The 14,646-nt window shown below is 56.0% G+C and carries 16 protein-coding genes and 1 pseudogene; 3 read left to right on the top strand and 14 right to left on the bottom strand.

The genetic code is table 11. The annotated features are described in order from the left end of the window. Nucleotides 1–44 precede the first annotated feature (44 nt). On the top strand, nucleotides 45–650 hold the full coding sequence (locus tag AC1ECN_RS02615) for an RNA polymerase sigma factor (protein ID WP_130660949.1): 606 nt from the start codon (nucleotides 45–47) through the stop codon (nucleotides 648–650). Next, nucleotides 647–1,450, top strand: coding sequence for an anti-sigma factor family protein (locus AC1ECN_RS02610; protein ID WP_130660950.1), 804 nt, complete (start codon nucleotides 647–649; stop codon nucleotides 1,448–1,450). The genes AC1ECN_RS02615 and AC1ECN_RS02610 overlap by 4 nt, the downstream gene beginning before the upstream one ends. 43 nt (nucleotides 1,451–1,493) lie before the next feature. On the opposite strand, the gene AC1ECN_RS02605 is transcribed toward AC1ECN_RS02610, so the two are convergent. Further along, nucleotides 1,494–2,282 (bottom strand): glycosyltransferase family 2 protein, encoded by a 789-nt coding sequence (locus tag AC1ECN_RS02605; protein ID WP_024321396.1) that lies wholly within the window; start codon nucleotides 2,280–2,282, stop codon nucleotides 1,494–1,496. Nucleotides 2,283–2,399: 117 nt separating this feature from the next. Here AC1ECN_RS02605 and AC1ECN_RS02600 point away from each other — a divergent pair. Continuing rightward, a pseudogene (locus AC1ECN_RS02600) lies at nucleotides 2,400–2,510 on the top strand (glucose-1-phosphate thymidylyltransferase RfbA); the annotation flags it as partial. Nucleotides 2,511–2,655: 145 nt separating this feature from the next. On the opposite strand, the gene AC1ECN_RS02595 reads toward AC1ECN_RS02600, so the two are convergent. From AC1ECN_RS02595 to AC1ECN_RS02535, 13 genes are all read right to left on the bottom strand, one after another. Further along, the gene (locus tag AC1ECN_RS02595; protein WP_024321394.1) at nucleotides 2,656–3,678 is read right to left on the bottom strand and encodes a class I SAM-dependent methyltransferase; all 1,023 of its coding nucleotides are present in this window, start codon (nucleotides 3,676–3,678) and stop codon (nucleotides 2,656–2,658) included. After that, the gene (locus AC1ECN_RS02590) at nucleotides 3,675–4,532 is read right to left on the bottom strand and encodes a glycosyltransferase family 2 protein (protein ID WP_024321393.1); all 858 of its coding nucleotides are present in this window, start codon (nucleotides 4,530–4,532) and stop codon (nucleotides 3,675–3,677) included. The genes AC1ECN_RS02595 and AC1ECN_RS02590 overlap by 4 nt, the downstream gene beginning before the upstream one ends. Nucleotides 4,533–4,653: 121 nt before the next feature. Next, the gene (locus AC1ECN_RS02585) at nucleotides 4,654–5,520 is read right to left on the bottom strand and encodes a motility associated factor glycosyltransferase family protein (RefSeq protein ID WP_130671979.1); all 867 of its coding nucleotides are present in this window, start codon (nucleotides 5,518–5,520) and stop codon (nucleotides 4,654–4,656) included. Then, nucleotides 5,505–6,137, bottom strand: coding sequence for a PIG-L deacetylase family protein (locus AC1ECN_RS02580; RefSeq protein WP_130671980.1), 633 nt, complete (start codon nucleotides 6,135–6,137; stop codon nucleotides 5,505–5,507). The genes AC1ECN_RS02585 and AC1ECN_RS02580 overlap by 16 nt, the downstream gene beginning before the upstream one ends. After that, a complete protein-coding gene (locus AC1ECN_RS02575) occupies nucleotides 6,134–6,835 on the bottom strand; it encodes a WbqC family protein (protein WP_024321390.1) in 702 nt (233 codons plus the stop codon). Before AC1ECN_RS02575 ends, AC1ECN_RS02580 begins: the two co-directional genes overlap by 4 nt. Continuing rightward, a complete protein-coding gene (locus AC1ECN_RS02570; RefSeq protein WP_024321389.1) occupies nucleotides 6,832–7,797 on the bottom strand; it encodes a PseG/SpsG family protein in 966 nt (321 codons plus the stop codon). Before AC1ECN_RS02570 ends, AC1ECN_RS02575 begins: the two co-directional genes overlap by 4 nt. Beyond that, nucleotides 7,779–8,456, bottom strand: coding sequence for a cytidylyltransferase domain-containing protein (locus AC1ECN_RS02565; protein WP_130671981.1), 678 nt, complete (start codon nucleotides 8,454–8,456; stop codon nucleotides 7,779–7,781). Before AC1ECN_RS02565 ends, AC1ECN_RS02570 begins: the two co-directional genes overlap by 19 nt. Beyond that, nucleotides 8,453–9,469 (bottom strand): N-acetylneuraminate synthase family protein, encoded by a 1,017-nt coding sequence (locus tag AC1ECN_RS02560; RefSeq protein WP_130671982.1) that lies wholly within the window; start codon nucleotides 9,467–9,469, stop codon nucleotides 8,453–8,455. The genes AC1ECN_RS02565 and AC1ECN_RS02560 overlap by 4 nt, the downstream gene beginning before the upstream one ends. A 116-nt stretch (nucleotides 9,470–9,585) precedes the next feature. Next, nucleotides 9,586–10,656, bottom strand: coding sequence for a radical SAM/SPASM domain-containing protein (locus AC1ECN_RS02555; RefSeq protein ID WP_003545680.1), 1,071 nt, complete (start codon nucleotides 10,654–10,656; stop codon nucleotides 9,586–9,588). A 1-nt stretch (nucleotide 10,657) separates the two neighbouring features. Then, the gene (locus AC1ECN_RS02550; protein WP_477952103.1) at nucleotides 10,658–11,503 is read right to left on the bottom strand and encodes an NAD-dependent epimerase/dehydratase family protein; all 846 of its coding nucleotides are present in this window, start codon (nucleotides 11,501–11,503) and stop codon (nucleotides 10,658–10,660) included. Then, nucleotides 11,496–12,209: a nucleotidyltransferase family protein gene (locus tag AC1ECN_RS02545; RefSeq protein WP_477952101.1), complete on the bottom strand. Its 714-nt coding sequence runs from the start codon at nucleotides 12,207–12,209 to the stop codon at nucleotides 11,496–11,498. Before AC1ECN_RS02545 ends, AC1ECN_RS02550 begins: the two co-directional genes overlap by 8 nt. Further along, nucleotides 12,202–13,182: an NAD-dependent 4,6-dehydratase LegB gene (locus AC1ECN_RS02540; protein WP_477952099.1), complete on the bottom strand. Its 981-nt coding sequence runs from the start codon at nucleotides 13,180–13,182 to the stop codon at nucleotides 12,202–12,204. Before AC1ECN_RS02540 ends, AC1ECN_RS02545 begins: the two co-directional genes overlap by 8 nt. Next, entirely contained in the window at nucleotides 13,179–14,498 is a 1,320-nt protein-coding gene (locus tag AC1ECN_RS02535) for an ABC transporter ATP-binding protein (RefSeq protein WP_130671984.1), read from the bottom strand. The genes AC1ECN_RS02540 and AC1ECN_RS02535 overlap by 4 nt, the downstream gene beginning before the upstream one ends. Between the last annotated feature and the right edge of the window lie 148 nt (nucleotides 14,499–14,646).

Here is a 14,646-nt window from a genome sequence, read left to right as displayed (position 1 = left end):
GCCGGCCACGGGCGAGAAAACGGAACCACGAAAGGGATGTGAGAATGTCGGTCGCGCGCAGCATAATTCCTGCCTATAGTCGCGCGAGAATGGAATCGCCGGTTCATCCGGCGGTTCCAAGGGATGCAGGATTGGCGGAGGCGGCCATCGCGAGCGAAGCGGATATCAGAAGCGGCCTGACGGAAAATCTGGCAAGGCTCTGGCGTTATGGTCTCGTTCTCTCGCATCAGCGCGATGTCGCCGACGACCTGGTCCAGGCGACCTGCCTTCGTGCGCTGGAGCGCGCCGATCAGTTCATCCCCGGCACCCGGCTCGACCGTTGGCTGTTTTCGATCCTGCACTCGATCTGGCTGAACGAAATTCGCTCCCGCCGGGTGCGCCAGGGCCAGGGTTTCGTCGATGCCGGGGAGACGCTGACCTTCGACGGCGCGCACGACACCGAAACGCATGTGATGGCCCATCAGGTGCTGAAACAGGTGATTGCGCTGCCCGAGGCGCAGAGGACGGTGGTTTTCCTCGCCTATGTGGAAGGACTTTCCTATCGCGAGGTTGCAGGCATACTGGATATCCCGATCGGAACCGTGATGAGCCGGCTGGCTGCTGCCCGCGCCAAGCTCTCCGGCGCCGGATCGGAAGGGGGACGGCAATGAACACGAAACACACCATTCCCTCCGACGAGGACCTGACCGCCTTCATCGACGGCGAGCTGACGGCCGAAGAGGCCGCGCGCATTCAAACCATGGTGGAGGAAGACGAGAGCACCGCCGAACGGCTGGAATTCCTGGCGCGCGCCAGCCTGCCGTTCAAGCAGGCCTTCGCCCCGCTGCTGTCGGAAGCCCCGCGCGAGAAGCTGGAGACGATGCTTGCCGCCATCCCGGCGCAGCCGAGCGCAAGACCAGCCTCCACGCCCGCATTCGCCAGCCGTCGCCGCTTCCTCGGCGCGCTCGCCGCCTCGCTTGTCGTCGGCATCGCCATCGACCGCGCCGTCATCGGCATCGGCAAAGGCTTTTCGGCAAAGGACGAAAACAGCGAATGGCGCGCCGTGGTCGCCGACTATATCTCGCTCTATACCGCGGAAACGCTCGCCGGCCCCGTCCCTGGCAGGGAGGACCAGGCCGCCCAGCTCGCCAGTCTTGACGAAAAGCTCGGCCTGTCACTCTCCCCTGAAGCCGTCTCGCTCCCGGGGATCGATTTCAAACGCGCCCTGCTGCTGCAATATGACGGTAAGGCGCTTGCCCAGGTCGCCTATCTCGACCCCGAGACCGGCCCGATGGCGCTCTGCATTGTCCGCTCCGATGCCGGTCCCAAAGCGCCGGATCTCGAAAGCCGCAAGGGCATGAACGTCGTCTACTGGTCGAACGGCACGCACGCCTTCATGCTGATCGGCCATGCCGCGGCTGACAGGATGACGGCAATTGCGGAAGGGGTGCGGGGGAAAGTGGCGGTCTGACCTGCTATTGGCCCCGGCCTGAAATCGGACTTGATAAATCCTGCTATCGATTTCGTTTCACGAACTGACCGAGGCGGTTCACAAGCTTCGATGCCCAGAACATGAGGGTCGAGACCCTTAAGCCGTGGTCAGCAAGGGCACGCAGCACTTCCTTGTTCTGACGCGATATGTTCTGAATGTTTTTGTTTGTGGCGCCCCCCAAGCGCATCCTCACCAACAAGCGGGGGATATAAAGGGTCCTGATGCGCGCGACTTCCAGAAATCGCATCATAAGCTCGACGTCGGCTGCCAGCCGATAACGCAGATCGAACGTCCCAAACCGTTCATAGATGCGACGCCGAACATAGAATGTAGGATGCGGCGGACACCAGCCGCGTCCAAATGTACCGGATTCAAACGCACAGGATTTCCAATAACGGACTTTGCGATCGGGATGCTGGTTGGAAACATAGATGAGATCGCCATAGCAGCCGTCATAGGCTTCATCGTCCAGCGCGGCCGCCACGATTTCGAGCGAGTCGCTGCTCTCGAAAGTGTCGTCCGCGTTCAAGAAGCCGATGATGTCGCCGCTCGCAAGGCCAATCCCCTTGTTCATGGCCTCATAGATACCGCCGTCCCGTCCCGAAAGTACGCGGCGGTTGTCCGCCGGCGCCAAAGCGATGATGGCGAGCGTGGAATCGCTTGAGCCACCGTCAATGATGATGTGCTCGAAATCGCGGTAGGTTTGCGTGTCGATGGACCGCAACGTATCGGCAATGGTCCGCTCGGCGTTCCAGCAAACAGTGATGAGGCTTATCCGGGGAGTACGTGGATCGGCGGTGTCTGCAGCCATTTTGACGGGTGTCTTGCTTACATTCTAAAGGGCGAAATCTGGCCAACCCGTAGCAGACGGAAAGGCGGCGTCGCAATCCAGTACTGCAGATTATCCTTGATCAATGTAGAAGGTCCCTTGTCTTCGAAGAAAAAGCTGCGCAAGGGCATCCTGCTAGCCGGGGGCTCGAGCATTCGGCTCCGTCCTGCGCCCCTCGACATTTCGAAGCAACTTCTTCCGGTTCTTGACACGTCATACCTCATTGTATCCAGGCCTTGCGGCGTGAGCTTGAACTGCACCCGTGCTCGCATATCCGCTCCTATGCAGTTGGAGCGTTCCGTTGAATTCTCCTACGTGCGATCGCCTGACCTTGCGGGAGAGCGGGCTGGAATTTCTAGATCGGCCTTAGCACGAAGAGAAGGCTGTCGCCCTTGCCTGCGGCATCCAGAATTCGATTGCCCAATCCCATCACCATCCCGGCCCCACGTGCGCCACGCGATAGGGCTACGTTCTTCAGCCGAGTGAAGAACGGTGGCCTGACTTGGATTGCATCAGCATTGTGCGTCCAGGTGGATGATGACTTACCCTCCTGCTTCCGCTCGCGTGCGGTGCGTAATTGCAGGACCGACCAGAGATTAGGCGTAACCGTTCTGACGTTTTCGACCTTGTAACCAAACTTGCCGGCGAGTTTGGTAAAAGAGGTGCGGTTGAAATGATTTTGGTGATAGGGAATGTGCCAATTGATCCAGCGGTCTTTCCAGATCTTGTGATGAAACGAGCCCGTATTGGGGAACGCCATGATCACGCGACCCTGGGGGGTGAGACGTTCTCTTACCGCCTGCAGCATGGCCGAGGGATCCGGCACATGTTCGAGCACCTGGTTCAATACAATCAGGTCGAACTTCATGTCGGGAAAAGGCAGATCGTAAATGTTGCCGATATGGACCTGCAGACCGAAATGATCAGCGATTGTCCGCACATTCGGATCCGCCTCGATCCCCCAGCTTTCAATACCCTTGTTGCGCATTTCAAGGAGTGAAATGCATGAGCCGCAACCGACATCCAGTACTTTCTCACCAGGCTGCGCCAGATAGTGGCCTTGATGATCGGTGCCGGCCATCCAACGATTGAAAGCGGCGAAAGGCTTGTTTACCAGCGCAGCTTCTCGCTCTATCGCGGAGAAATCAACTTCCCGGCGTGGATAATACGTACTGTAAAGCCCAGGCAGGTCTTCTTCCGTGAGCGGCGGTGTCGTCGTCATATGACCGCAAGACACGCACCTCTCGATCGAATATACACCGGGGCAGCCGTATCGATCGTCGGATATGCGCTCGATAAATGTTTCCATATTCGAACCGCAGGCAATACACTGCATCTGATGATCGCTCTTCATCGCGTCGTCATTGTCCTTTTTCATTTCTTCGCTCGCAGAGCATGCGCCGTCCGGATAATCATGAAGGCCCCCATGCGCAATGGCGCTGTCATCCGTTGCAAAGGTGTGCCGATCAAAGAATAGAACGCGACCCGCTGAAATACATTGTGGGGCGAGCGCCGGCCAAAATGTTTCTTCCACGAAGACGTATTCGACACGTGAGCGCCGTAGACGGGCGGTGAATAAACTATGGCTTCGCTGGAAACAAGGAGTGGTACGCCCGTTCGCGCGAAGCGCATCGATATTTCGTAATCGGCCATATAATGCGGCAGGAGACGCGGACGCATGGTTCCATGCCGTTTGAACAGTTCTGCGGGGAACAACGTTCCGCGACCGCTGAGCGCGTCCGCCTTATAGAGCGGCTTGGGATTTCGGCGCTCCTCGTCACTCAACTCGGCGAGAATGTCCCATACCGCAATGCGATTTATGTTCAAGTGCGGTCCCACGCCCGTCAAAGGCGGATCGCTCTCCTCCTCATGAACAACGCTGCCGACAATGGCGTCCCGATTTTCGCGTGAACACCGTATCAATGTCTCGACATAGGTCGGGCCAAACCACGTGTCATTGTTGACGAACAGGATGTAGTCTTCGGGGCCGCAGTCAGGCAGAACCCGCTTCAAGCCGACCTCTATGGCTCCGCCCCACCACAGATTGCCGTCGCCTCTTATGCTCGTCACGTCAGGCTGTGCCGCGAGGAACTCAGCCGTTTCATCGGTGGAGCCGTCATCGATGATGACAATTCGAATATTGTCCGCAACTGTTTGGGCTCTCAAGGCCGCGATGACTTTGCGAGTATGTTCAAGCCGATTGAAGACCGGGATTAAGACGTTTACGCGCATCAAATATTGTCGTCTTTCCTTACGAACCAACAGAAATCTGGCCGTTGCACAAAAGACACATCGGCGACAGCGAACCGCGCGTTTGTTCTATCAACCAGTATTGACTCAGGATGAAGGCGCTTCATTCTTCAAACCAAGCCTGGAAAGGCCGCCTCTCATATTCGTCCAGTGCTCCGCCGGGTGTGGAATTGACGATGCGGATACCATTCGCTTTGGCAATATTTGAGATGGCTCGATACTGCCGCCACAGTCGCGCCAGCTGTTGGAATTCATCGTGAAGGGTCCTTGTCAAGGTGCCGTCCACATTTACGGTGAAATCTTTTCCCTTTTGCACCTTGAGGTCGAACGCGTATCTGTAGGTTGACGACAGGAAACGATCGTGGTCGACGCCGAGCAGGATGATCTCCTTGAAACCAAGATACATCGCGATCATCAAGGCCATCACCGGCACCGACTCGACACGAGGGACCGGTTGAGAGATATCGACGATTTCCTCTGATGTTCTTTCGTCGAAGCTTTCACCGAGCACGAGATACCGAACCGTTCGCCCTGAAAACAGATTGTGTTTTCGAACCAGCTCCGCTTCAGTGGAACTGAGAAACAGTTCCGCGGCGCCCAAGTGCGAATGCATCTCTTTAAACCAGTCGATCACATCCTCCGATGTCATCGATACGTAGGTAATTTGCGGAACACAATGATAACGAGACTGGAACTTGTCGAAATCGGAGTGCAGGTAACCATTGGAAACGGTTATAACGGTTTCGCCCTGAAGTCGCGACAGATCCAAGCCCTTGACGCTTGGGCCATTGCCTAAAATAAAACAGCGCTGCCCCGCGTGCAGACCAGCAAGCTGTGTATTTTCTGCCAGCGAACTCGCGACATCTGCAGAGAATTTGTGACGATTTTTTAGCCTGCGCTTCAGCTCATGCACACCATAGGGGAGCAGCATAGAGCCAAAGGTCAAAATCTTCCTCAAAGCTGCAGCCACTTTACCACCTCGAAAACCTCCGCGTGTTTTACACCGATGCGCTGGCCGGCGTTCTCGGCTTCATTGCGGAAGAAGCTCACCCATTTCCGCCCGGTGCGCTCCATCTCGGATTCGTGGGCAAGGATCGCCTTTTCCTTCTGGTCCCAATGGGAGGTGATGTCGACGTAGAAATTCCCCCTGAAATCGACCGTCGAATGATACCAGTTGCTGCGGTACATCAGCAGGCGCGGCACATGGCGGCAGCTGTGCAGCGACGCCCGCGACAAGGCCAGATGGTCATGGTGGATGTCTCCGACCCAGTGGGTGTAAACCACGTCGATCTTCAGATCCTGCACGAGCTTGAGGATCTCGATATTCAGCGGATCGACGAATTCGATCTGGAGCGTCTTGAACTCGCCGCAAAACATCTTGTGGACGCCGAGAATTTCCATCGCAGCATCCGCTTCCGCCCTGGCGACCTGACTGCTGCGGACGGACTGGTCATACTGGTTGGAAAAGCCGGATACGGTTGCAACATAGACGTACACCGTGTCGCCGTTTGCCGCATGGCGCGCCAATGCGCCGCCACAGCCCAGTTCCACGTCGTCAAAATGGGCACCGATCGCGAGAATATTCATTTGCAACTCCAGAGCAGGTCACGCGTGCCTGCAATACCACAATTCAGTAGTGTGTCGAGAATGCTGAGATAGGGAATGAACTCGCCGAAGGGCTGTGGATAAACCGGGTGGACGAAATGCTGCCATTCGATTTCTATTCCGGCCGCGGCAAACAGTTCCGGCCGCATATAGTCGCGCGCACCCAGACCTGAGAGATAACGCGTCGCTCCGACTTTGCGCAGCAGTTCGACAAGCAACTCGTTCTTATGCCCTTCCGGGTTTAAGGTGCTCGACCGCACCGTTGGCATGGTGATCTCAAGCATCTCCAGAATGCCTTCGAGGAAATGCATGTTAAAATCGGCCAACAGCTCGAACCGCTTGCCGTAGAGGGCCTCGATACGGGGAAAGACCTCGCTCCAACCGGCAGACTTGCGATAATTTTCGCGAAGCAGGGAAAGGTTTTGGTCTATCCAGCCGGTGCCGGGCGCCAGTTCCACGGCGTTGATCGGGGTGCCGAGCCTCGGCTTTCTAATTCCGACGGTGAGCCACCGATCACCCTGTGCCGTCTTTATTTTGTCACGGTGCGTCCAGCTCTTGCTCGTACCATGCACAAACTGAACATGATCGAGAACGATATAGAGATTGGCATTCAAAAAACGCTGAAAAAAGCCGAGATATGAGGCGAAATCCGGCTGATGAATAACCGCTGTGATGGTCATGCAGCCAGTCTTTCCAGCAAATCGGCAACGCGGCCGACCCCGCCAAGGTCCACCTTGGTCATGGCCGTCTGGCTCATGGTCCTGATGGGGATCGGCGTTTCCAGGATGCCGAGGTCGAACGCCGAGTGATGCCCGGCAAAGAACGCCGCTCCCAGATCTTCGAGCGCACGCCCGACCGGGATTTCAAAAGGTTCGTTGGCGATCACCACACACGGCAAGCCAGCCGCACAGGCTTCGAATGGGGTAACACCGCCGCCGGTAATCGCCAGATCGTGTCCATGCATCTCGGCCGCAAGCGATGGCACCTGGTTGAGCAGTTTGAACCGACCCGGTGCAGCGGTCGCGACGACCTCTTCAAGCTCCGCCATGTGTTGGAAGCTCGGGCCTGTAACGATGGTGACAGGAAAAGGCTTGCTGCTCAGCCATTTGGCAACGCGGACGGTCACTCCGTAGGTATCGGCGCCRCCGAGCGTGACAAGGATTGATGCAAGGCTTTGCCGAAGTCTGCGAAACGCCGCGATTTCAGGATTGAGTATCATATACTCCACCCCCAGCCGAACATCCTTGCCCTTGAGACCCTCAGTCTTTTCGAACAGGAGAGCGCAGATATTCATGTCGGCAAGTTCCGCGCCATCACCACGATCATCAAAGGTAACGAGCTTGGCGCCCAAACGCTTAATCGCTTCAGCGTGGGATCGCTGCGTGTTCAGGCGGTCATTAATCCAGACTGAAGATGATGCATCGGGTTCGATAAAGCCATTCTCCCATCCGGTCACGGAGGCGAGGTCATGAAGCGCCACATCAAAGCCGCGCTCTCGGATGATTCTCAACGAATTCGGATGATCGTTCGCTAAAAATAGGACCGGATGACCGCGTGAACGCAGTTCGGTGGCGAGCGTCAACGACCGAAACAGATGCCCCATGCCGCGTGCATGTGAACTTTCTATGCAGAAGACGAACATAGTCTGATTGCTTCTTCTGTCCCGAGCCAGTTCCCACCCCCCCGCGCTGCCAGAGCACAAGCACGTCTCCAGTCTTCCTCAGTATCTACCGTCAGACGCAGATTTGGGGATATTTTGGCTAGAGGCACATCGAGCTGGCCAATCTTGAACAACTCCGGCCGGTCGGTGAAGTATTCATTCACGTGCTCGCGATGGTGCGGCAGCTTTCCCTCGCGATGACTGCGTGAGAGCGCTTCGAAGGTAAATATTTCGGCGCCGACGCCGATAGGCAACTGGCCGAACGCATGCGTGTAGTCGAATCCCTGTCTTTGGTGCAAATCGATCAGCCTTTCGAGCTCCTCGATGTCAGTGAAAGGATTATCCGCGGTCAATCGAACAATGTCGGACATTCCAAGCGATTTTGCGCATTGAAAATAACGATCGAGAACATCGGCTTCGTCGCCACGAAAGCAGCTTACGCCATGCTCAAGGCACCAAGCTTCGACAACATCGTTCTCGCTGGCCGATGATGTTGCAACGACAACCCTAGCAGGCCGCTTCAACATCTGAAGCCTACCCAGGACATGTTCGAGAAGCGGCTTGCCGGAAATGTCGCGAAGCACCTTTCCAGGTAATCGAGTCGATCCCATGCGCGCCTGGATAATGATTCCAAGCGTCACGCCAGATCGCTCCACTGGAGAACGGCGTCCGCATCGAGATCCTTTACGAGCCGTCGCCCCGCAAGAGTGTCGAGATGCTTAGGTTCAATCCCTGTCCCAGGTCGTTTGACCGAGATATCCCCGGCCGAGAAGACATGGCCGGCTTTGAGCGGTCGATTGACGACAATGCTTTTGCGGTTGTTCAATCTTGTCGTCGCTTCACTGGCGGCCGGTTCCTTGCGACCACTGCCTTTCATCACCTCGAACGCACGTATCGCATCCACAAGCCATTTCATTTCCGCCGGATCGGCCGAAAGCATATGATCGGGACCATCGGCGGCCTTGTCGTAGGTGAAATGTCGCTCGATGACCCGGGCGCCCATCGCGACCGCACAAAGGCTCGCGACAGGGTTCAATGTATGGTCGGAATAGCCAACGTCGAGATCCGGAAACGCCTCCATCATCGTTTGCATTGCACGCAGGTTCACATTTTCCGGATGCGTCGGATAGCTTGTGATGGCGTGCAGCAGAATGAGCTTCTGATTGCCAGCCTCCTTGATTGCGGCGACAGATTCCCGAACCTCTTCGAGCGTCGACATCCCCGTCGACAAGATTATCGGCTTGCCCGTTTTTGCCAGATAGCGAAGAAAGGGAATGTTGACTGCATCGTCCGAACCTACCTTGTGGGCGCCAACTCCACACTTCTCCAACAGATCGACATCCGTTTCGTGTGAGGGCGACGAAAACCAGTCCAGCGCTTGCTTCTCGGCATAGCGGAAAACCGCTTCGTGAAGCTCGTGACCGATTTCATATTTACGGAAAAGCTCGAATTGCGAGGTAACGCCGGTGTTTTCCATATCGAACATGGCGTTGCGGCTCGACAGGGTCTCTGCGCGATAAGTCTGGAGCTTGACAGCATCCACGCCGGACGCCTTGGCCTCGTCGATCAGCCGTCTTGCCTGATCAAAAGTCGTAAAATTCCCGCCGATTTCGGCGATAATATAACACCGGTCAGGTCGGTAGTTCCGGAACATCTGCTACTCCCGCAATTCACTATACAGCCGGCGTTCCAATAGCGGTAACACAGCTCAGTCCAGCTCTGTGCGATGTCATCCCGCACACGACCGGTATACAACTCCCGGCTGCTTCTCTATTTTCCGATTTCCTGAGCCCGATCCACGTAATTTCGGACAATCACTTTCCGGCCGCAGATTTCGGTCGGTTCGTCATCCGTCAGGCGAGGCAGATAGCATCGGCGGCATACTTCACTTTTCAAGAAGCCCTGCGGTTCTTTGTGCAAGGCGCGGACTGCATTCATTTTTTCGCCGTGCCAAATCTGGTGTACCGTCTCCGTCGTCGCATCACCAATGACTTCGCGATTTTCCTCGTCGTTCGAGCACTTCATCACAAGCCCGTCGGCGCCGATAACGAGGCGCTGGTATTGTTGTGGGCAGGTGAAGTTATCCAGATATTGAACGTCAGAATCGTTTCCGAGGTAGTCGATCAGCGGATTGAAGGCAACAAGATCTACGTGAGGCGCAAAGGTTTCATAATAGAGATCCGGATTTTCCCTGATTGCCGGCCAGATGCCCTGCACCTTAATGACTGGACGGTGGAGCCCGCGCTCGTCTTTGTACTTCTTGATGTCCTTGATCTTGTCGAGTAGCGCCTCGAACTTGATCGGCTTGCGGATCTTTTCGTAGGTCTCACCGGTGCCGTCGATCGAAACGGTGATCCAGTCGATGCCGGCGTCGACAAGCTGAGCGAAATAATCTCTGTTGAGCTTGAAGCCGTGGGTGAGGGTCGAGACTTCCTTGATCCCATGGTCCTTGGCATAGCGCACGCAGTCAGCGAAGCGCTTGTGCAGTGTGGCCTCGCCACGCAGCGACAGACGGATCGCAGGAACCTTGCCGCCGATCTCATCGATGATACGGCAGTAGAGATCCCAGTCCATCCGCGTCGTGTTCACACTTTTCTTGAACTCGTCGCTGATCGTATAGCACATCGGGCAGCGCAGATTGCAGATCGATGCCAACTCGAGATCGACCAGCAGCGGATAATCCGAAACCTGCTGGTTCAGGGCATATTCCGACCACTTGCGACGGTAGTCCGCGTATTCGGCTTCCCACCCTTCGCCCCGGAATTTGTCGAACGCGGCTTCGCGCTCGACCGTGTCCATCGAGTAGTTGCCCTTGTTGATCGGAACGTAACGTTCGTTCAATTTACGACTCCTTCATCATCGCGCGCATCCCGGCCGGCAGATCCCATTCCGGCCGCCATCCGAGAACGGTGCGAGCCCGCGTGATATCGGCCCGCACGTCAGGTATTTCATTCCGCCGAACTGTGCAAGATGACACTACAGGTAGATCAGTGCCGGCAGCTTCTTGCAAGATGTCGATTATTTCCCGCACCGAATACGACATTCCGGAGCCGATATTGATGCAATGGTAGCCTTCCACGACGTCCATGGCCTTGGTAAAGGCGCTCAGGACATCTTCGACGAAGATATAGTCACGCCGGGGACTGAGATCCAGGACCTGTATTTCCTGCTTCGTCCGAATCTGGTTCAGAAGCGTCGGTATCAGAAATTCGGGGCGCTGCCCTGCGCCGTATATATTGAAAAGACGCAATACCACCGCCGGTATCTGCTCGTGCGTGGCGGCGAACTCACAAAGCTGTTCGGCAAGATGTTTGGAAAGAGCGTAAGGGTTGTTCGGCCTGACCGGATCGCTTTCATGGATCGGCAGCCGGTCAGGCACTCCGTAAACATAGGCGCTTGCGAACACGAGTTTGGCCTTGTGCCGCTTGCACCAGTTCAAAGCGTGTTGCGTTCCGAGGACGTTGGCGGCCGTGAAACTCGGTCCTTGTGTCCAGCTATCCGGAACGAATGTCCTGCCGGCCAGATGAAACAGCGTGCGCGCCGCGGGAAGCTCCTGCCAAACCTGCTCTTCGCTTATATCTCCATGTACTCGGTCAAGCGCAAGCACGTCAAAACCGGCCTCCTTGAGCCGTCTGACCAGAYGGCTCCCGAGAAAACCGCCAGCACCGGTGACGATGGCATCAACCATTCAAGAACCTGGACTGCATGGATTCAAACTGCTCGATTGCCAAGGCATAATCGTCAGGCCGTCCGATATCGAGCCAATAGCCCGCAAAATCTCGAACCGTGGCCGGCTTGCCTGCCGCAAGAAGATCAAGCATCAACTGATCAAAGCCGTAGGCACCACCTTGTGGTATGTGCTCAACGGCCCTCGAAGACACCATGTAGACGCCCATGCTGACTTTGTATTCGGCCGTCGGTTTCTCTCGAAAGCCGGTCAACAGCCCGGCCTCGCCGGTGTCAAGAACGCCATAGTCTATGCGATGCTGACGCGTCTTGGACGAGATCGTGAATATATTCCCATCGCGGACGTGAGCATCATGAAAATCGGCATAGTTGAGATCCGTCAGAATGTCGYCGTTCATCACCAGGAAATTCTCCGGCAGATCCTTTATCAGCCGCAGCGGCCCCATGGTGCCAAGAGGCTCGTCCTCGAGCGAATAGTCGATGCGTACACCCCACTTGTCGCCATCCTGGAAGAARGCCTTGATCAACTCGGCCTGGTGGTTGACGGCAAGTGTTATATGCTGAAATCCGCCTGATATCAGCTGACGAATGATCACCTCAAGAATAGGATAGTCGCCGATCGGCATCAGAGGCTTGGGAAGCACGACAGTATAGGGCCGCAACCGCGTTCCCATTCCGCCCGCCAGAATGACTGCGCGCCTAGACATTGAAGATATCCGCCTTGTATCTCGCCAGATTCTGCGGCTGACGCAGCCAGTCGATCGTCGCTTTCAGACCATCTTCCAAGCTGTAACGCGGCGAAAATCCTGTCAGAGACTTGATCAGGCTGTTGTCGCAGCACAGACGCTCCACTTCGCTATTTGCCGGACGCAAACGCTGTTCGTCGCATTCGATCTCCACGCTGACGCCGATGATGTCGGCGATCAACTGGACGGTATCACCGATCGATATCTCGCTGCCCGAGCCGATATTGACCGTCTGTCCGATGGCTTCGGTGCAGGCCGCGAGCGCCAGAAAGCCGTCGCATGTATCCTCCACGAAATTGAAATCCCGGGTGGGCGAGAGCGCACCAAGCTTCAGCGTCGTTCGTCCACTCAGAAGCTGCGAAATCACAGTCGGAATAACCGCCCTTGCAGATTGTCGCGGGCCGAAAGTGTTGAAAGGCCGTGCGATCGTCACCGGTAGGTCAAAACTCGAATGATAACTGTATGCCATCGCGTCAGCACCGATTTTTGACGCCGAATAGGGCGACTGTGCCTGCAGCGGATGACTTTCGCTGATTGGGACAAAGCGAGCCGTTCCGTAGACCTCGCTGGTCGAGGTCTGGATGACGCGGCCAACGCTGGCATCGAGAGCGCCCTGAAGCACATTCAACGTGCCATTAATGTTGGTGTCCACATAGCTGGACGGCGCCTGATAGGAATAGGGAATAGCGATGAGCGCGGCTAGATGAAATATCGTGTCAACGCCTTTAGCGACGGCACGCAWTTGCGCTGGGTCGCGAACGTCTCCAAGAATGACCTCGAACTTGCCGCGGTATTCAGACTGGTCCAGCCAGCCCCAGCTGGAAAACGAGTTGTACTGGCAAAGGGCGCGGACTTCGACGCCTGCCTTTGTCAGGGTTTCAACGAGGTGCGAGCCGATGAAGCCGTCCGCGCCGGTCACAAGTACTTTCTTCATTTCAATAAGCCCTTAGAATCGCGGAGGTAGAGCATCTTCACATCCCAGGGGAGCTGGATCGCCGAAATTGATGGTTTTCGTTGCTGGCCCAGCATCTGGATGATCCCGACATTGTCTTCGACTTCGAAGCGAATACCCTCAACCACCGAATAGATCGAAAAACGGCTGGAAATGCCGGCGCGGAGATAAAAGGTTCCGGTGTTCAACAAGCCAGCCGGAATGACTACTCGCGCCCGATAATAACCTGGAGACCGGGTGTCGAGGCGGCTTACGTCGAGTTCCGGATCAGACAGGCTGATGATCGGGGAATAACCATCCTCCATCATGATCTGCAGCCCGACGGAAAGCCCTGTCAGTGGCTCGCGCAGTTCATACTCCATCTCGATGATAAAATTCTTCGTGAGTTCAACAGTTTGTGCTAGCTCGCCATCTTCGTTTCGGATGGAAAGGCGAGAGATCACCGCGTTGCCGTCGACATCCTGTGGGTCGATTTCAAAATCTATCTTCCCGCTCAGTTCAGGCCGGTCGAGATAGGCGCGAATGACATCGGACGTACTGCCCACGGCAGCCACGCGACCGTCGGACAACAGAATGGATCGAGGGCAAAGACTGCTTACAGCCGTCATATTATGGCTGACGAACATGATTGTTCGGCCCGCCTTGGTCACCTCCCGCATTCGGCCCATACATTTGTTCTGGAAGTTGACGTCGCCAACTGCCAGAACCTCATCGACAAGAAGTATTTCGGGTTCCAGATGTGCCGCAACGGAAAAGGCAAGTCGAACATACATGCCTGAAGAGTAACGTTTGACTGGGGTGTCGATGAAATCGCCGATTTCTGCGAACTCGACAATTTCATCGAACTTCGTGCGAACTTCGGAGTGTGTCATTCCAAGAATGGCACCGTTTAAGTAAACGTTTTCGCGGCCCGTGAGTTCGGGGTGGAAGCCGGTTCCGACTTCCAAGAGGCTCGCAATCCTGCCTCGAATGCCAATATAGCCCGAGGTTGGACGCGTTATGCGAGACATCAGCTTCAGAAGGGTCGACTTGCCTGCCCCATTGCGACCGATTACGCCAACGATATCGCCGCGGGAAATCTCGAAGGAGACATCATCCAGGGCGTGAAAAATATCGTTCTTAAGCCGAGCCTTGTTCTGTCTGTCGGAAGCGTAATCCGACACGGAGGCATTGGGGTCCGGCAGATTGCGGAACCGCGCCCACCAGCTTTGGAGGTCACGGTACAAGGTGCCGTGATTGATGATACCCAAGCGATAGTGTTTGCTGACATTCTCGGCGTGTATAACGATATCATTCATCAAACGGTATCCATAGCGGTTGCCTCAGCCCGCGCAAAAAGTATCAAGCCGCCAATTATAATAATCAGAGTGGCCGCGACATTCGCCAGGCAAATGCTCAGAGGAAGCGGCGACGCGTCGAAAAGTGCCCAACGGAATAGCTGAACCG

The organism is Rhizobium sp. 01N447_2 (assembly GCF_056399245.1).
The sequence above is the reverse complement of the archived record's forward strand: the minus strand, read 5'-3'. Positions and strand labels throughout refer to the sequence as shown.